Here is a 17,478-nt window from a genome sequence, read left to right as displayed (position 1 = left end):
AGCCATCGACGTCGAGGGTCGCAGGCCAGAATCCGCGCGGGCCGGGTTCGCGAACCGGGTGAGGCGCGTGGCGGGTGCAAGTGCCGGCGTGCGCCCACCATGTCATCGGCATGTCACCGCGATTGACCGGATGGAGTCCCAGCGAGGGTCGCCGCCAGGACACGCACGTCGCGCAATCGACGACGAGCGAGAACTCGGCGGCGGCGATTCCGTCGCCGCAACCATCGCCCCGGTGGGTCAACGGCCAATGGGCCACCGCTTCGGGATGGCTCGTCGCTTGCGGCGCCCAGCGGCGACACAGGCCGTCGCTTTCGCGAAGCTTTCGCCAGAAGGCGCAGGCGCCGCAATTCCCCGGCCTCTCCGTCGCGTCGCTCATGGCTTGGCTCGTGTCAGTTCCCTGGCCATCTGGACAGGCGGCGGGGTCACGTCGATCGTCCGCGGCGCGGGCTCGGGGGGCGTCGTCCATCCGCCGCCCAGCGCCAGCATCAGGCCGACGTCGGATTCCAGTTCCCGCGTGTGCAGCGCGATCGTCAGGCGTTCGGCTTCCAGCGCCGTGCTCTGGGCGGTGACCACGTCGAGATAGGAAGAAGCGCCGTCGCGATACAGCGTCAGAGACAGGTCCGCGGCCCGCCGGGCGGCGGCGGCGGCGGTCGAACTCTGACGCTGCTCCGCTGCGAGCCAGCGCAATGCGCTGAGGTCGTCCTGCACCTCCTTGACCGATCGCAGGACCGTCGACCGATAGGTCTCGGCGGCCTCGGTGAACCCCGCCTTGGCGATGTCGAGCTCGGCCTGCCGCAGGCCCGCGTCGAACAGCGGCAGATCGACCGTCGGACCGATCGCCCCCAGCGTGTTTCCCGGGTTGAACAACCGGAAGCCGGTGTCTTGAGTTCCCCCGAGGGCGATCAGCGTGACTCTCGGAAAGAAATTGGCGCGGGCTGCGCCAACGCCGAAATTCGCCGCCGCAGTCAGCCGCTCGGCCTCCGCCACATCCGGGCGGCGGCGCAGGACGTCGGCGGGCACGGCGCGCGGACGGGCAGGCAGCGGCAGCGGCCGGGCCGCGCGCGCGACCGTAAAGGACGCCGCCGATTGTCCGACCAGCGCGGCGATCGCGTTCTCCAGCGCGGCGCGCCTCAGGGCCAAGTCCGAGCCCTGCGCCTCGGCGCTGCTGAGCTGGGCCTGAGCGCGATCGACATCGACGGGGGAGGCGATCTGCGCCGCGAGCCGCGACTTGGTGAGGTCGAACGCCGAACGGTAGATGCCGATCGTGTCCGAGATCAGTTTCGCCTCGTCGTCGAGGCCGCGCAATTCGATGTAATCGCGTGCGAGTTCGGCGTGCAGTTCGAGCCGCGCCTGAGCGAGCGCGTCCGTGGCCGCCTCGGCGGTCGCGTTGGCGGAGGATGCGATATCGCGCACCCGGCCCCAGATATCGACCTCGTAGGACGCCTTGGCCCCGATGAGATTGTCGCCGTAATAGGTCGGCTGGTTCGCCGAGCGGAGCGGCCGGTTGTTCGACTGCCTGTTGGCGGTCACGTGCCCGACCGCGTCGACGTTGGGCAGCAGTCCGGACAGAGCCGCCTCGGCGCGCGCCTGTTGGGCGGCGTTCGATGCGATCGCGGCGGCGAGATCGGGATTGGCGGCGTCGACCTGAGCCTGGAGATTGTCGAGCGTCGCGTCGTTGAAGCTCCGCCACCAATCCTCGTCTGCCGGGAGGGCGGCGCCCTCCGCCGTCGCATCCTTGAACTTCGCCGAAAGCGACGGCGTCGGGAGCGCGTAGCGCGGCGCGAAGGCGCAGCCGCCGAGCGCCAGGGCAATCGCTCCCATTAGCCAAAGCCGAGCCTTCATTCGACCCGGCCCCGCTCCGAGGCGGCCAGTTGCCGGGCGTCGCCCGGCCGTTCCCTTCGTGCGCCCCGTTGTCCGGCCGGCGAACTCGGCGTCCCGGTCCCGGCGCCCGCGACCCTGACTTCTTCGCCGTCGCCGAGCGACTCGGGAGGATTGGCGACGACGCGATCGCCCGCGCTCAGACCCCCGTCGATTTCGACCTCCGAGCCGAGGTCGCGGGCAATCCGCACGGTCTTGAGCACGACACGATTGTCGGGGTCGAGGGTCGCGACTTCGATTGCGTTGTCGCGAAACAACAGCGCGTTCGCTGGAAGTCTGAGCGCCTTGGGGTCGGGGGGAATTTGAAAGTGAACCCGCGCAAAGGCGCCGGGCGTCAGCGCGCCGTCCTCATTGTCGGCATAGAGTTCGACCAGCAGCGAGCGCGACTTCCTGTCGATGGCTCGCGATGTCGTCTCGACCGTCGCCTCAAAGACGCGGTCTGGGTATTCCGGCAGTTGGAGGGTCGCCTTCATGCCGCTCGTCAACGCGGCCGCATAGGCTTCCGGCGCCCGCACATAGATCCGCATCCGATGGATGTCGGCGACCGAAAACAACGCCGCGCCGTCGTTCGAATCCCCCTTGACCAGCGATCCGACGTCGACGTTGCGCGAGGTGACGACGCCGTCGAACGGCGCCACGATGTTGGCGAACGTCTTCTGCGCCTTCAGCCGGTCGAGGCTGGCCTGTGCGGCGGCGACCTCGGCGGCGCGGGCGCGGGCGTCGGCGGTCTTTTCGTCGGCCGTCTGCTGCGACACGGCTGCGGACGCGCGTAGAGAATCCCAACGCTGAGCCGTCACCTTGGCGAGGGCGAGATTCGCTTTCGCCTTGGCGACCTCGCTCTCGGCGACCGCAATGCTCTGGTCGAGCTCCGGCGTGTCGATCACGGCGAGCACGTCGCCCTGGCGCGCCTCGGCGCCGATGTCTTTGCGCCATTCGCGAACATAGCCGCTCGTCTGGCCATGGATCGCCGCGCTGTAGAAGGCCTCGACGTCGCCCGGCAGCACGAGTTCGCTCGTCTTGCTGCCGCGCGCCGGCGCCACCACGGCGACGGTCGGAACAGCCTGCTTGTCAGTCCACCGGGCAAGCCTCTCCTCGTCGTGACTTCGACCGACGACGCCCGTGACCGCGATCGCGACTGCAGCCAGGCCGAACAGCATGATCGTTCGGCCGGCCTTCACTTTTCCCAGCGCCGACCGCGGCGGCGCGTCGTCGCGCGGGTCGCCTTCGTCCTCGTCCAGAACGGATCTCGGCGGGTCATCGTGCTTCATATCGTGGTCGCCTCGATGGCCGGAGTGTGCGCCGGGTCGCGTTCGCTGACGGGTCTGCGGTCGTGCACGATTCGGAAGACCGCCGGCACGAAGAACAGGGTGGCGAGCGTGGAGCACAGGAGGCCGCCGATGACGGCGCGGCCGAGCGGCGCGTTCAGTTCGGAGCTCAGCGCCATCGGCAACATGCCGATGATCATCGCCATCGCCGTCATCAGCACCGGCCTGAACCGAGTGAACCCAGCGTCCATCGCAGCGGTTGCGGCGTCGACGCCTTCCGCCAACCGCTCGCGCGCGAAGCTGACGACGAGGATGCTGTTGGCGGTCGCGACGCCCATGCACATGATCGCCCCCGTCAGCGCGGGCACCGACAGCGTCGTGCGGGTCACGAACAGCATCCAGACAATGCCGGCGAGCGCGGTCGGCAGGGCGCTCACGATGACAAATGGATCGAGCCAGGACTGGAAATTGACGACGATCAGCATGTAGATCAGCACGATCGCGAGCGCGATGCCGACCAGGAGCTGCTGATACGCCGAGGTCATCGTCAGCGTCTGTCCACGCATGACGACGGAGGAGCCCCGAGGAAGGTCCTTCGCCGTCTGGTCGAGAATCCGCTGGATGTCGGCCGAAACCGAGCCGAGGTCGCGCTCGTTGGTGGCGGCATAGATGTCGAGGACTGGCTGAACGGCGTAGTGCGAGACGACGGCCGGACTCGTCCCGCGCTTCAAGGTCGCCAGGCCTCCGACAAGCTGCGACGAATCCTGCGACGAGGCGGGAATGTTCTCGAGCGAGGAGACGGAATCCAGCCAGTATTGCGGAGTCTGGGTCACGATCGGATAGGCGACGCCGTTCTTCGGATTGATCCAGAACGTCGGCGCCACCTTGAAGCTGCCGGAAAGGGACTCCTGCAAACTCTTCGCGACGTCGCCCTCGGTGAGGCCCACCGCCGCCGCACGCATCCGGTCGACTTCAACCCCGAGCGTCGGATAGTTGGACGCCTGCTGGATGCGCGCGTCTGCGACGCCCGGGACGTGTGCGATCTTCTTCAGCAGCGCGTTGGCATAGGCATGATTGGCGTCGAAATTTGCGCCGACGACCTGCACGTCGATCGGCGCGGGCAGGCCAAAATTGAGAATCTGCGAGACGATGTCCGCGGGCAGGAAGGCGAAGGTCGTGCCGGGAAACGCGCGCGGCAGGATCTCGCGCATGGTCCGGACGTAATCGTCGGCCTCGCTCTGATACGCCGGCGTGATCGTGATCAGGATATCGGCGTCGCCAGGGCCGACGGTGCCCGAGTTGTTGTAAGTGGAATTGATGCCGCTCACCGGCAGGCCAATATTGTCGACAATCGGACCCAGCGCGGCAGCGGGAATAATCCGCCGAATTTCGGTTTCGACGCCGTTGCAGATTGCCGCGGTCCCTTCGATGCGCGTGCCTGTGGGCGCGCGAACGTGAAGCTTGAGCTGCGTATTGGCGACCGAGGGAAAGAAGTTCTGACCAAGGTAGGGGGCGAGAGCGAAGGAACCGACGACGGCGAGGAGAAATCCGGCGACGAAGGTCCAGCGCGCGGCGATCGCGGTTTCCAGCAGGTCGCGGTAAAGGCGGCGCGAGGCCTCGAACCGCCGCTCGAAGCCGCGCTGGAAACGCACGAGAGGATTGCGGGTCGGCTTCGCAGCCGTTCCGTGCTCGTGCACAGCCTGATGAGCCAGCAGGTTGCGCGCCATCGTGTTCACGAGCGTGCGCGACAGCACGTAGGAGGCGATCAACGCGAACGCCACCGCCTCCGCCATCGGGCGGAACAGATAGCCCGCGACCCCGCCGAGATTGAACATCGGCACGAACACGATCAGGATGCACAGAAGCGAAACCGTCGCCGGAATGACGATCTGGCGCGCGCCGTCCATGATCGCCGATTCGATCTCCTTGCCCTGTTCGAGATGCCAGTTGATGTTCTCGATCGTGACCGTCGCGTCGTCGACCAGAATGCCCACCGCCAGAGCCAGTCCGCCGAGCGTCATCACGTTGATCGTTTCCCCGATCGCCGACAAGGCGGCGACAGACGCGAGGATCGCCAGCGGGATCGAGATCGTGATGATGAGGGTCGAACGCCAGCTGCCGAGAAAGACGAGAATCATAAGTCCGGTCAGCGCCGCTGCGACGAGGCCCTCGAAGACGACCGAATCGACGGCCGCGTAGACGAACGACGACTGGTCGTTGATGGCGTCGAGCTTCAGGCTCGGCGGCAGCGTTTCCCGAAGCTTGGGAAGCAGCGCCTTGACGCCGTTGATGACGTCGAGAGTCGAGGCCGATCCCGTTTTCAGGATCGTCATCAGGACCGCGTTGGAGCCGTCGACCCGCACCATGTTGATTTGCGGCGGGGCGCCGAAATGCGCGTAGGCGACGTCACGAACGAAAACCGTCGCCCCGTTGACCACGCGGATCGGCAGATCGTTGAGCTCGTCGAGCCGGGTCGGCGACCCGTTGAGCGACACGATATACTCGAAATCGCCGATCTTCTCGGAGCCGACCGGAGTGACGATGTTCTGCTGGCCGATCGCGTTGACGACATCCTGCGCCGACAGACCGTAGGCTTGCAGCTTGGTCTGATCGATGTCGACCTGCACCTGAAGGATCTTGCCGCCATAGGGAGAAGGGATGGCCGAACCGGCGACCGAAGCGAGCTGCGGCCGAATGAAGTTCTGTCCCGCGTCGAAGAGCTGCGCCTGGGAGAGCGCGCTGCTCGACAGCGCAAGCTGGATGACCGGCACGCTCGAGGCGTTGAAGCTGAGGACGAACGGCGGCGTTATGCCGGGGGGCAGGTATTTGAGGACGGTCTGCGAGGCCGCCGTCGTTTGGGCGAGCGCGGCGTTGATGTTGACGCCGCGCTGAAAGAACACCTTCACGACCCCGTAGCGCGGAAGGGACTGTGACTCGATATGCTCGATGTCGTTGACCTGAGTGCTCAGCGTCCGTTCATAATAGTAGATCACGCGCTTCGACATGTCGTCGGCGGGCAGGCCGTCGTAAGTCCACACGACCGCGACCACGGGGATGCCGATGTTGGGGAAGATGTCGGTCGGCGTCCGTACGGCCGCTGCGACGCCGAAGATGACGATCAGCATCGCCATCACGACGAACGTATACGGTTTGCTGAGAGCAATACGGACGATGGCAAGCATAAATCTGTTCGATTTTGACTTTTGGCATTGCCGCGACAAGGCGGCGCGCGCCCTCGTTAGCGCATTCGGCGTCGACTCTGGTAGCTTGGGCGGGAGGCCAGAACCACTAAATTAAAGTTGAGGAGATACTCAGACTGGCTCAGCTGTTACTTGGTGGTCACTATGCCGCGTAGGCCAACCCGGCCGCCGCCTTGACGGTCGCCTGCATGACGAAGCAGGCCCCGGGGTTGTTGTCCTCCACCGACAGATGAAAGCCATGCAGCTCGGCGATCGTCTTGGCGATGCTCAGACCCAGGCCGTGCCCCGGCGCCGTGTCGGCGCCTGGGCCGCGATACAGCCGGCGGAAAATCCGGGTCCGGTCTGGTAAAGGCACGCCGGGGCCGGTGTCGCTCACCGCGAGACGCGGAAATCCCTCCGCCATCGCGATCTCGACCCGAACCTTTCCGCCTTCGGGCGTGAACTTGATCGCGTTGTCGACGAGATTCGAGACGACCTCCCGGACGAGATCAGCGTCCCCGAGCATGGGGGCCGGCCCGGCGGCCTCGACGGTCACCGCGATCCGCTTCGTTTCTGCGAACGGCTGGTAGTATTCGGCGATCTCGATGCAGACGGCGCTGAGGTCGAACGCCTTGAACTGCTTCCGCCGCGCCGAACTTTCCAGCGCGGACACGCGCAGGATGGCGGAGATGGTCAGGGAAGCGCGGTCGATCTGGACGAGCGCGGCGTCCATCGCCGACCGCAGGGATGCTTCGCCGGCGTCCTCGTCGAGCGCCCGCGCGATCCTGGTGCGCGCCACCGTCAGCGGCGTGCGCAGGTCATGCGCGATATTGTCGCCGATCGATCTGAGCTGATCGAGCAGACGCTCGATCTCGTCGAGCATCAGATTGACCGCCTCAGCCACCTTCGCGATGTCGTCGCCTTCCCCCTCGGGGAGGCGAGATCCCAGCTCGCCGCGGATGATCCGAAGGATCGCGTCGCGGATGCGCTCCAGCCTCTGCGTGGCCCGGCGGGCGAAGACCGCGCCGATCGCCAGGATGACGAGGACGGTCGGCAGGAGGGCGATGGCGAGGGCTTTCAGCACCGATTCCTGCAGGTCGTAGACGTCGCGCAGGCTGCGGCCGAACAGAACGACGGCGCCGTCCGGGCGGCGGCGGGCGACGAACAGGGCGGGTTCGAAGCGGGTCGAATCCGGCAGACGCTGCTGCGCCACGACATGCGCGGCGCCGTCGGCCGGAATCGGGGGCATGGCGTCGACGTCGCCGAACGCCTTGGCCCCCGAAGGATCGAACAAGGCGACATAGTCGAGCCGGCGGATGTCTCGGGTCAGACGCAACTCCAGCGCGCGGCGAAGCCGATCGTCGCTGTCGCTCTCGCTTTTCGCGGCCTCGTCGACCAGCACCGCCCCCACGCGTAGAACGTCGGCGTGAGAGACCTGCAAATAGACGAACGCGAAAGCCGCGACGGTGGCGGCGGAAATGGCGAAGCTGAACGTCAGCGCAAGGCGGAACGCCCGCGCCCGAAAGACATCAGTGGTCGGCATCGAGTTTGAATCCGACCGAGCGGACGTTCACGATGTAGTTTCGCTTCCCCGTTGGATCGAGCTTGCGCCGAAGGCTGCCGAGATGGACGTCGACGACGTTCGTGGGAGCCATGAATTTGAAATTCCAGACGTCGGTCAGCAACATCGTGCGCGTCACGATCTGGTCCGCGTGACGCATGAAGTACTCGAGCAGTTTGAATTCCCGTGGCACGAGTTCGACCGGCCGGCCCGCGCATTGCACGGCGTGATCGATCAGATCCATTTCCAGAACGCCGACTTTCAGCCGGCTGGCGCGCGTTTGCGCTCCCCGTCGGAGCAGCGCCTCGACGCGGGCGCCGAGCTCGCGAACGTCGAAGGGCTTGACGAGGTAGTCGTCGCCGCCGGCCTTCAGGCCGCTGATCCGCTCGTCGACCGACGACAGGCCGCTGATCACCAGGACGGGCGTCGCATCGCCGCCCTCGCGCAGCGCCTCGACGATCGAGAGCCCGTCCTCCCCGTTGAGCATCCGGTCTACCAAGAGAACGGAGGCCCAGCCCGAGCGCGCCGCGGACAGCCCGTCTTCGAGGGTGTGAGCGACCCGCACGGAGTACCCGGCGGCCTCGAGTTCGAACCGCACCTCGGTCGCGAGTTCCGTCTCGTCCTCGACGAGCAGCACTCTGAAATTTCGGGCTTGGTCGATCGGCGCAGCCGTCGGGGCTTTCGGACCTTGGGTAAACGGCATCGACATGGCTTCTCCGTTCTTCAGCTTCGGATGCTCGAGGTGGCCTTCAACAATGGCGACTTCATGGTGATCTACGACAGCGATTCTTGCCTCCCGATTATTCTTAACGTCTGCGCGTATCTACAGTGGTCGGTGTCGCTATCCTGAGGTTTTGTGAATAAATTGGTTAATAATCGACATTCGTTCATCGTTACAAACTCGTATGAGCGGGGAAGTTTATAAGCTGTAATTTACTACATATCATGCCGAATGTTTATGGCAACGATCTGCTCAGTAATTTGTACATTATAAATTCAAATTGCTAAGTTTAAGCTTATATTGATGAACTAAGGTGCGGTTTATAAAAATAAATTTAGTTTTTGCCGCGGGCTCTGTCGCCAAATCGTTACATCTTGAGAATAATGCGATACCACGATAGGGTTTATGGCTTAGGGCGGGAGTGGCGTCTCTCCGCCTGTGAGCGTGCGCATGTAATCATTGTGTAGTAATAATACTTGGTTCGAGCGATTTTTGTGTTGTTATGATGCAACACGTTCCGCGCAATCCAGTCTTCACGACGATCACTGTTTGTTTGTGACCTTGATATTCGTTACCGATCACCTTGTCGTGACGATGTTCGCTCACGACGGCTCGAGTTAACCTGCGTCGCGTCGTCACCGGCGCCCGGCCGAACCCGAGGGCAACGAATCACGCGGGCCGCGACGGTCCGCCGAGGAATGGGGACGTGATGAATAAGTTCGGGGCTTCTCTGGCGATTTTGATCGCCGCTTCAGCCGGCGCGGCCCAAGCCGCCGATCTTCCGACAACCAAGGCGCCGGCGGCGGCGCCTCCCGCCAACTGCTATGCCAGCGTCTGGAACTGGCTGAACTCGAGCGCCGCGGACTGCCCGATCAGCTACATGGGCGTCACGCTCTATGCGACCCTCGACGCAGGCTTCGGCTACGAGTCCAACGGCGCCGGCTACAACGGCTGGTTCAACAACGGCGTCGCGAACATCATCACCAAGCAGAGCACGCACGGGCCGCAGTGGCTGCAGACGCCGAACGGCCTCAGCCAGTCGGTCGTCGGCCTCAAGATGAGCGAACCCCTCGGTTCGAGCGGGTGGTCGCTGATCGGCGTCGCGGAAACCGGGTTCAACCCGTACGCCATGAACCTCGCCTATGCGCAGAAGTCGCAGCAGGTGAACAACGGCAAGTCGCTCTTCCTCCAGAACGCCAACGCCGACTCGAGCCGGACGGGGCAGCCGCTCAACTCGCAATGGTATCTCGGTTTCAGCAATCCGACCTACGGAACGCTGACCGGCGGTCGTGTCAACACCCTGTCGCTGGACGCGATCAACGCCTACGATCCGATGGGCGGGGCCTATGCCTTCTCGCCGCTCGGCTATTCCGGTTCGTACGCCGGCTTCGGCGACACCGAGGCGGCGCGCGCCAACACGGCGGTCAAGTACCGCGTCGACATCCAGAACTTCCGCCTCGGCGGCCTCGTGCAGGTCGGCGGCTACAACTGGGGCAACGGCGCGCAGGGCCAGTATCAGGGCCAGGTCGGCGGCGACTTCAAGTTCCCGGGCGGCGGCGTCCTGTCGGTCGACGGCATCGCCAACTTCTCCAAGGACACGGTGAATCTCGGCACGTTCGGCACGCTCACCCAGTGCTCCACCCTCACCAAGGGTCCCTTCGCCGGGGAGACCGGCTGCAGCAGCAGCATCCCGGGGCCCGCCGGAGTTTACAGCCAGTCTGACTTCCAGGCGACGCTGTCGAACAACACCGGGTTCATGCTGAACACCAAGTACAAGTGGCAGGCCTGGACATTCTATGCGTCATACGAGTATATCAGGCAGCAGAACCCGAGCGATTCCTATCCGAACGGGTTCGAGACCATCGGCTATTTCAATGTTCCCGGGACGATTCCGGCGACCCTCAAGAATGCGACCAAGTACTGGCCGTCGTCGACAGCCCAATGGGACGTTACCAACGCCTATAACGTCCCGCGTATCGCGAACGTCGTCTGGTTCGGCGCCAAGTACGCGGTCAACTCGCAACTCGACGTGGCTGCTGCGTACTACTATCTGGGCCAGAACAACTACAACTTCTCGATCAACTCGCAGGGTGTGACCACTCCGGCGGCCTGCACCGCCACGGTCACCAACGGTACGAAGCCGAACGGACAGGCCTTCTCCATCTCCCGCATCAGCAGCGGCAAGTGCGCCGGTTCGACCGACTTCCTCTCCTTCATGGTCGACTGGCGGCCGGTCAAGCGCGTCGATGTCTACGCCGGCGTGATGCTGTCGAACGTCTACGCGGGTCTCGCGAGCGGCTACTACGCGACCCAGACCATCAACCCGACCGCCGGTCTCCGAATCAAGTTCTGAAGCGAGCGCCGCGACCGGACGTCCTGGAATCCGAGGCCCGCGCGGTCCGCCATTCGGCCGCGCGGGCGTCGCCTCCGCAAATGGTGCCGCCGTCGCGCACAAGCGCCGCGGCGGCACGCGCCCTTCGCTCAACGAAAGCCGTTGCAAACCGGCCCCTTTCCGCCAGAGCGCTCAGACCGCTCGGCGGTCGGGAGTCGCGACGGACGGTGAAACGGTTGCGAGGTCTGCGGAAGCAGGTCCTGACCTGGGGCGAAATCGTCGTCCAGCTTTTGGCCGCGACAGGGGCTGCGGCGCAATGTCCGCCGATTCGCCGCCTCGGTCTCTGCCGATCGAACAGCTCTATTGTGCAGGGTCTTGTAAGAGCAAAAGCGTCGTAGACCAATCATTCAATGCAATTCCGGAACATAAAGTCGAGTAAGTAACGTCTGTTAAGGTAAACGCGATAACTTATCCGTTATAAAGGTAAATTTACAGCAATACCATTGTTGCGACAAGATTTTTCTTTATTCGCGTTTGGGCAGCGCGCTTCCCTCAGGGCTCCCGAATACGCGGGCCGCGGGGTCGCTCACGCTCGTCTTCCGCTTTCTCGTGCATGTCACCGGCCGGGAGAGGGCCAATCGCGCTTCCGGCGCAGCCATGTTCGCGAGAGAGACCGGCTTTGCCTGCGGCGAAACCGGAGGGGAAGGGAACCGATGGACAAGCCCGAAGTGTTTGAGCCGACGCCGACGAGACCGCGCCGGACGGTGGAGACCGACTATGGGCTCGGCATCGTCTACGCAATCACCGCAGCGGCATTGCTCGCCGTTCAGGAGCCGTTCTCCGCGCTTGCGGCGCGGACGCTGAGTTCCCTCGACTTTATGGCGCTCACCCAATTGGCGCTGCTGCTCTCGCTCCCGTTCCTGCTGTCGCAAGCGGTCAGCCGACGGGACTTCGCGGCGATCCTGCTCGACATCCGGCAATGGCCGAAGCTGGCGGTCATCTTTCTCGTCGGCCTCGCGGGATTGTCGCTTTACGATATCGGACTGAGCAGCGCGCATCCGATCATTACCGCAGCGGTCCTCAATCTCTCGCCTTTCTGGGCGGCGCTGGTCGCCCTCGCCGTGTCGAGGCGCTCGATTGCGATTGCGCCCTGGGCGTTCTGGTTGTCCTTTGTCGCCGCGTTCTGCGGCGCGATGGCGATCGCCTGGAGCCAGATCGACGCCGACGGCGAGGTTCTCCTGCGTGACCTGATCGCCAGTCTGCTCCACAGCAAATGGATCTACGCCCTGCCCATGCCTGTGTTTTTCGCCTTGAGCGGGACGCTCGTTTACGAGTGGTTCTCGGACTACGACGAGGCTGGAGCGATCGGCGCCAATTTCGTCGTGTCCGCGCTCGTGCTGCTGCCGATCGCGGCCATCCGTTCTGGCCTCGGGCAGGAGGCGTCGCGCCTGAGCGAGCAGTCCGCCAGCGCGATCGTGCTGCTTCTCGCCGGCACGCTGGCGGCCTCGGCCGCGGGCAGGCTGTTCTACCAGTTGGCCTTGACGTCGACGAAGAACGACAACGGCACGGTGACGATGTTCTTTCTGTTGATACCGGCGATCTCCGCGCTGATCTCCTGGCCGTTGTCGAGGTGGATCCCGACGCTCAGCTTCATCCCCGGGCCGGTCTTTGCTGCGGGCATGGCGCTGGTCAGCGCGCCGCTGATCGTGCTGTCGTTCATCTCGAGGCGCGCCGCCGCTCGCGCTTCGTCAGCCCCCGAAGCCAGTCCCGCCGAATGATCGGCGGCTGAACCGCGCCGCCGTCCGGAGAGACGACGAGACAGGCGAGGCAGCGTCTGGAGAATGGCGTCCCGGAAGGGAATCGAACCCCTGACCCCAGGTTTAGGAAACCTGTGCTCTATCCTGCTGAGCTACCGGGACAACCGGCGCGCGGGCGCAGCCTTTGACGAAAGCGCCGCGAGCGGGCAAACCGATAGCATGGATTTTTCCCGCGCGCACCGTCTCGCTCGACGTTTTGCGCCCCTCGGGCGGGCGGCCTTCCTGCTGGCGGTTTCCGTCGCGGCCGGGCGGGCGGGGGCCGCTTGCGGCGCGCCGGACGGCGGCGTTCGCGTCGCGGGCGTCGACGATCGCCTCGATCTCGTCCTCGCCGACGGCCGCACGGTGCGGCTCGCCGGCGTCGCGCTGCCCGATTATGCCCGTTCGCCCGATCTCGCCGAAGAGGCTCGCCGCTTTCTCGCCGACCGTTTCGTCGATCGGGACGCCGAGCTCGAGCGCCTCGCCGGCGGGACGGACCGCTGGGGACGGGTTCTCGCCGACCTCGCGATCTCCGGGCCGCCCGGCGCAGGCGGCTCGGCGGCCGCGGCCGTGCTGGCCGCAGGCTTCGGGCGGGTCGCGCCGGCCTTCGAGGCGCGCGCCTGCGCCGCCGAGCGGCTGCGGGCCGAGGGTGAGGCGCGCGGCGCCGGGCTCGGGGTGTGGAGCGATCCGGGGAGCGCCGTGATCGCCGCGGCCGACGTCGACGCCCTGCGGCGCAGCGGCTCGCGACTGGTGGTGATCGAGGGAACGGTGCGGAGGGTTGGCTTTGGCCGCTCCCGGCTCTATCTTGACCTTGCGCCAAAGGGCGGTCCGACGATCGTCGTCCCGCGGAAGCTCGAGGGGGCTTTCGCGAGAGCCGGGGTTTCCGTCGAGGCGGCGGCCGGCCGGACGATCCGTGTTCGAGGGGCGCTGGACAACCGTTTGGGCCCCAGACTCGAGGTCAGCGAGCCGGCGATGATCGAATTTCTGGGTGGTTCCGGCGCGCCGGGGGCAATCAAGCCGCGTCCATGATCGAACGCGTTCCCGATATCGACCGGCCGCGGGCCGCGCCGCGGCGGCCTTGGTCGCTGCTGGCGGCGCTCGCGCTCGCGCTGGGCCTGGCTTCCTGCGCCTCGGTCGAGGCGCCGCCCGCGCCCGCCAGCGCGGCTGCCGCCCCTGCGGCGCCGGAGCCGCGGCCCGCAGCTCTCCAGCCGGTCAGCCCGGAGCGCAAGCGGCTGATCGACGCCTTCGGCGGCGAATATCGCGCGCCGGCGACCGAAGCCTATCTCGACGGGGTTCTCGGCAAGCTCGCGCAGACCTCCGACGTGTCGAGCCAGCCCTACCGCGTCACTTTGCTCGATTCGCCGGTCGTCAACGCCTTCGCCTTGCCCTCGGGCGACATCTTCATGACCCGCGGACTGATCGCCCTCGCCGACGACAGCGCCGAGATCGCCGCCGTCATGGCGCACGAGATCGCCCACGTCACCGCCCGGCACGCGGCGCAGCGGGCGGAATTCGCCCGGACTGCGGCGCTGTTCGCCCGGGTCAACGCCCAGGTGCTCGACCGCTCGCAGGCGCCAGCCGAGGCCGAGGCGCGCTCGCGCCTGTCGGTTGCGACCTTCTCGCGCGAGCAGGAGTTCGAGGCGGACCAGATCGGCATCAAGGCGGTCGCGCGCGCCGGCTACGATCCTTACGGCGCCGCCCGGTTCCTGACCGCGCTCGGCGAATGGAGCGCGCTCACCGCCTCGATCTCCGGGGCGCCCTCGGCCGACCGGCCGGACATGATGGCGACCCACCCCTCGACGCCCGAGCGGATCGCCGCCGCTGAGGCGCAAGCGCGCCAAATCGGGCCGCGCGGCGACGGCGTCACCGGCCGCGACGCCTGGCTGGCGGCGATCGACGGCATTTTGTTCGGCGACGATCCGTCCCAGGGCGTGGTCCGCGGCGCGCTGTTCATCCATCCCAAGCTCGGCTTCGCTTTCGAGGCCCCGCCGGGCTTCACGCTCGAGAATCAGTCCGCCGCGCTGATCGGCGTCGGCGAAGGCGGCGGCGAAGCGCTGCGGCTCGACAGCATTCCGATGCCCGAATCGACCCCCGTCGCGACCGCGATCGCCTCCGGCTGGATCGATGGCGTCAAGACCACCGACGTCGAAGCCCTGCAGGTCGGCGGCCTGGAGGCGGCGACGGCGACCGCGATCGGCGACCAGTGGAGCTTCCGCCTCGGCGCGGTGCGGCTCAACGGCCGCCTCTATCGCCTCATCTTCGCCGCCCGCTCGCTGTCGCCCGCGGTCGACCAGCGCTTTCGCGCCTCCCTCGAATCGTTCCATCTCATCAACGCGCGCGACTCGGCGCTGGCCGCGCCCGAGGCGATCAAGATCGTCGCCGCCGGCTCGGTCGACACGCCCGAGACGCTCGCCGGACGGATGGCGTTTCTGCCGGACGCGATCGACCAGTTCCTGATTCTGAACGGCCTCGAGCGCGGCGCGCCGCTGGTCGCGGGCCAGCGCTACAAGGTGGTGACCCAATGACGGCTGAAACGAACGGCGCGCGGCGGCGCCTCGCGGGAGGCGTGGTGGCGGCGACGCACAACGCCGGCAAGCTGCGCGAGCTGCGCGAACTGCTGGCGCCCCACGGCGTCGAGGCGGCGGGCGCGGCGGAACTGAGCCTCGCCGAGCCCGAGGAGACCGGGACCACCTTCCGCGACAACGCGGTGATCAAGGCGGACGCGGCGGCGCGGGCGTCCGGCCGGCCCGCGCTCGCCGACGATTCGGGTCTGTGCGTCGAGGCGCTCGGCGGGCAGCCGGGAATCTATTCCGCGCGCTGGGCGTCCGGCTCCAAGGACTTCGCCGCCGCGATGGCGCGCGTCGAGCGGGAGCTCCTGGCTGCGGGCGCGCCGCGGCCGTGGCGGGCCCACTTCGTCAGCGCGCTGGCGCTCGCCTGGCCGGACGGGCGGATCGAAACGTTCGAGGGCCGGGTCGACGGCGAGCTCGTGTTCCCGCCGCGCGGAACGCTCGGGTTCGGCTACGACCCGATCTTCCGGCCCGACGGCCATGCCCGCACCTTCGGCGAGATGAGTTCGGAGGAGAAGCACGGCATCCCCGCCGACGGCTCGACCGCCCTGTCGCACCGCGCCCGGGCGTTCCAGATGTTTGCGCGCGAATGCCTGTGACGCCGGGAAAGCGCTTCGCTATGGCGTGACCACCCGGGGTCGCGTCGACTTCCCCTCACCCTGGCGCTTCGCGCCGGCGCCTCTTCCCGAGGGAGAGGGCGCCTCCCTTCCCCCTCGGGGGGAAGGTGGCCGCGAAGCGACCGCATGGGGGGGCGCCGCGACTCGATCCAGCGTCATCACGCCCTACGACGCCGAACCCCGGCCCTCGCGCCGGCTCCACCGCGCGAGCCGCGCGAGCGCCTCGTCCAGCGTTTCTCGCGTCTTGGCGAAGCAGAAGCGGATGTGGCTCCTGACGTCGCGCTCTCCATAGAAGGCGGAGATCGGCACCGCCGCCACGCCCGCCTCGCGCGTCAGGCGGAGGCAGAATTCGGCGTCGTCGCCCGCCGGGTCGAAGCGCGACGCCGCCGCGACCGCGAAATAGGTCGCGCCGACGTCCCCGACCGCGAAGCCGATGTCGCGCAGGCCGTCGACGAGGACGTCGCGCCGCGCCTCGAGCGCCGTCCGCAGCCCGTGGTAGTAGGAATCCGGCAGGCGCAGGCCGAACGCCGCGGCCGCCTGCAGCGCGGGCGGGGTGGTGAAGGTGACGAACTGGTGGGCGCGGGCGATCGGCGCGAGCAGCTTCGCGTCCGCGGTGACGTAGCCGACCTTCCAGCCGGTGACCGAGAAGGTCTTTCCGGCCGAGCCGATCCGCACCACCCGGTCGCGGACGTCGGGCTGCGCAAACAGGGTGTTGTGCCGGCGGCCGTCGAACACGAGGTGCTCGTAGACCTCGTCGGCGATGGCGACGAGGTCGTGCTCGATGAGGAGATCGGCGACGAAGCGCAGGTCGTCGTCGTCGAACACCTTGCCGATCGGATTCATCGGCGTGTTGATCACGATCGCTTTCGTGCGCGGGCCGATTGCGCGCTTCAGTTCGTCGCGCGGCAGCTCCCAGGTCGGCGGCCTGAGCCGCACCGGAATGGGAATCGCGCCGGCGCGCCGGACGATCACCGGATAGCTGTCGTAGGCCGGCTCGATCAGGATCACCTCGTCGCCGGCGTTCAGGAGGCCGAAGAGGGCGTCCGCCAGCGCTTCCGTCGCGCCCGAGGTGACCAGAACCTCGCGCTCCCAGTCGACCTCGAGGCCGAGGAACCGACGCGCAGTCTCGGCGACCGCCTGGCGCAGGTCGGGCAGGCCGAGCATCGGCGGGTACTGGTGCGGGCCGTCCCGAAGCGCGCGCATCGCCGCCTCGATCACCTCCTTCGGCTCGAGCCCCTCTGGAAAGCCCTGTCCGAGATTGACCGCGTCGACCTCGCGCGCGAGCCGCGACATCGTCTCGAAGATCGAGGTTCCGCACGAATCGAAGACGACGTTGCCCAAAGCTTGGATCCTTTCTCGTCAACCCGCCGGCGTCTCTTGTCGCCGCGCTCGCTCGAGCGCGGCATGCGGGCGCCGCCCTACGGCATTGCATACATCGCGGCCCTGCATGACCAAAGGTCGGCGCCGTGCGGGGACGTGGTCGCCGCTCCGAGTCCCGCCGGCAAAAGAGCCGTCCCGGCCGATGGCGGTCCCGCATTCGGCCGCCGCGCTCGTCGCCGGCTGGT

The 17,478-nt window shown here is 66.8% G+C and carries 11 protein-coding genes and 1 tRNA gene; 5 read left to right on the top strand and 7 right to left on the bottom strand.

Annotation, left to right across the window (positions count from 1 at the left end; genetic code table 11):
• Positions 1 to 372: 372 nt before the first annotated feature.
• The 5 genes from DFR50_RS25945 to DFR50_RS25925 all read right to left on the bottom strand — a co-directional run bounded on the left by DFR50_RS25945 (position 373) and on the right by DFR50_RS25925 (position 8,592).
• On the bottom strand, positions 373 to 1,821 hold the full coding sequence (locus DFR50_RS25945) for an efflux transporter outer membrane subunit (RefSeq protein ID WP_170153397.1): 1,449 nt from the start codon (positions 1,819 to 1,821) through the stop codon (positions 373 to 375).
• A gap of 17 nt (positions 1,822 to 1,838) precedes the next feature.
• Positions 1,839 to 3,146, bottom strand: a complete 1,308-nt coding sequence (locus tag DFR50_RS25940; RefSeq protein ID WP_113892224.1) for an efflux RND transporter periplasmic adaptor subunit — start codon at positions 3,144 to 3,146, stop codon at positions 1,839 to 1,841.
• A complete protein-coding gene (locus DFR50_RS25935; RefSeq protein WP_113892222.1) occupies positions 3,143 to 6,325 on the bottom strand; it encodes an efflux RND transporter permease subunit in 3,183 nt (1,060 codons plus the stop codon). The genes DFR50_RS25940 and DFR50_RS25935 overlap by 4 nt, the downstream gene beginning before the upstream one ends.
• 160 nt (positions 6,326 to 6,485) lie before the next feature.
• Positions 6,486 to 7,865, bottom strand: a complete 1,380-nt coding sequence (locus tag DFR50_RS25930; protein WP_113892220.1) for a sensor histidine kinase — start codon at positions 7,863 to 7,865, stop codon at positions 6,486 to 6,488.
• Complete coding sequence (locus DFR50_RS25925) at positions 7,852 to 8,592, bottom strand: response regulator transcription factor (RefSeq protein WP_245428149.1); 741 nt, start codon at positions 8,590 to 8,592, stop codon at positions 7,852 to 7,854. Before DFR50_RS25925 ends, DFR50_RS25930 begins: the two co-directional genes overlap by 14 nt.
• 721 nt (positions 8,593 to 9,313) lie before the next feature.
• Here DFR50_RS25925 and DFR50_RS25920 point away from each other — a divergent pair.
• Both DFR50_RS25920 and DFR50_RS25915 read left to right on the top strand, forming a co-directional pair.
• Positions 9,314 to 10,957, top strand: coding sequence for a porin family protein (locus DFR50_RS25920; RefSeq protein WP_113892218.1), 1,644 nt, complete (start codon positions 9,314 to 9,316; stop codon positions 10,955 to 10,957).
• Positions 10,958 to 11,649: 692 nt separating this feature from the next.
• Positions 11,650 to 12,714: a hypothetical protein gene (locus tag DFR50_RS25915; RefSeq protein WP_113892216.1), complete on the top strand. Its 1,065-nt coding sequence runs from the start codon at positions 11,650 to 11,652 to the stop codon at positions 12,712 to 12,714.
• A gap of 64 nt (positions 12,715 to 12,778) precedes the next feature.
• On the opposite strand, the gene DFR50_RS25910 is transcribed toward DFR50_RS25915, so the two are convergent.
• Positions 12,779 to 12,855 (bottom strand) — tRNA-Arg (locus DFR50_RS25910).
• Between the two features lie 57 nt (positions 12,856 to 12,912).
• On the opposite strand from DFR50_RS25910, the gene DFR50_RS25905 reads away from it, so the two are divergent.
• From DFR50_RS25905 to rdgB, 3 genes are read left to right on the top strand one after another with little or no spacing between them, the layout of a single operon-like run.
• Positions 12,913 to 13,758 (top strand): thermonuclease family protein, encoded by an 846-nt coding sequence (locus DFR50_RS25905; protein WP_113892213.1) that lies wholly within the window; start codon positions 12,913 to 12,915, stop codon positions 13,756 to 13,758.
• Complete coding sequence (locus DFR50_RS25900; protein ID WP_113892211.1) at positions 13,755 to 15,254, top strand: M48 family metalloprotease; 1,500 nt, start codon at positions 13,755 to 13,757, stop codon at positions 15,252 to 15,254. The genes DFR50_RS25905 and DFR50_RS25900 overlap by 4 nt, the downstream gene beginning before the upstream one ends.
• Entirely contained in the window at positions 15,251 to 15,895 is a 645-nt protein-coding gene (gene rdgB / locus DFR50_RS25895) for an RdgB/HAM1 family non-canonical purine NTP pyrophosphatase (RefSeq protein ID WP_113892209.1), read from the top strand. The genes DFR50_RS25900 and rdgB overlap by 4 nt, the downstream gene beginning before the upstream one ends.
• 183 nt (positions 15,896 to 16,078) lie before the next feature.
• Here the strand turns inward: rdgB and DFR50_RS25890 are convergent, their stop codons facing one another.
• The gene (locus DFR50_RS25890) at positions 16,079 to 17,254 is read right to left on the bottom strand and encodes an aminotransferase (RefSeq protein WP_210209047.1); all 1,176 of its coding nucleotides are present in this window, start codon (positions 17,252 to 17,254) and stop codon (positions 16,079 to 16,081) included.
• Positions 17,255 to 17,478 lie beyond the last annotated feature (224 nt).

This window comes from Roseiarcus fermentans, from assembly GCF_003315135.1.
Classification (GTDB): Bacteria; Pseudomonadota; Alphaproteobacteria; order Rhizobiales; family Beijerinckiaceae; genus Roseiarcus; species Roseiarcus fermentans.
This window is presented reverse-complemented; position numbering and strand designations above follow the sequence as displayed.

Bases quoted from the DNA above. Each gene is read 5' to 3' on its own strand.
- rdgB (WP_113892209.1), top strand. From the start codon at position 15,251: ATGACGGCTGAAACGAACGGCGCGCGGCGGCGCCTCGCGGGAGGCGTG.
- DFR50_RS25925 (WP_245428149.1), bottom strand. From the start codon at position 8,592: ATGTCGATGCCGTTTACCCAAGGTCCGAAAGCCCCGACGGCTGCGCCG.
- DFR50_RS25930 (WP_113892220.1), bottom strand. From the start codon at position 7,865: ATGCCGACCACTGATGTCTTTCGGGCGCGGGCGTTCCGCCTTGCGCTG.
- DFR50_RS25940 (WP_113892224.1), bottom strand. From the start codon at position 3,146: ATGAAGCACGATGACCCGCCGAGATCCGTTCTGGACGAGGACGAAGGC.
- DFR50_RS25900 (WP_113892211.1), top strand. From the start codon at position 13,755: ATGATCGAACGCGTTCCCGATATCGACCGGCCGCGGGCCGCGCCGCGG.
- DFR50_RS25915 (WP_113892216.1), top strand. From the start codon at position 11,650: ATGGACAAGCCCGAAGTGTTTGAGCCGACGCCGACGAGACCGCGCCGG.
- DFR50_RS25905 (WP_113892213.1), top strand. From the start codon at position 12,913: ATGGATTTTTCCCGCGCGCACCGTCTCGCTCGACGTTTTGCGCCCCTC.
- DFR50_RS25945 (WP_170153397.1), bottom strand. From the start codon at position 1,821: ATGGGAGCGATTGCCCTGGCGCTCGGCGGCTGCGCCTTCGCGCCGCGC.
- DFR50_RS25935 (WP_113892222.1), bottom strand. From the start codon at position 6,325: ATGCTTGCCATCGTCCGTATTGCTCTCAGCAAACCGTATACGTTCGTC.
- DFR50_RS25920 (WP_113892218.1), top strand. From the start codon at position 9,314: ATGAATAAGTTCGGGGCTTCTCTGGCGATTTTGATCGCCGCTTCAGCC.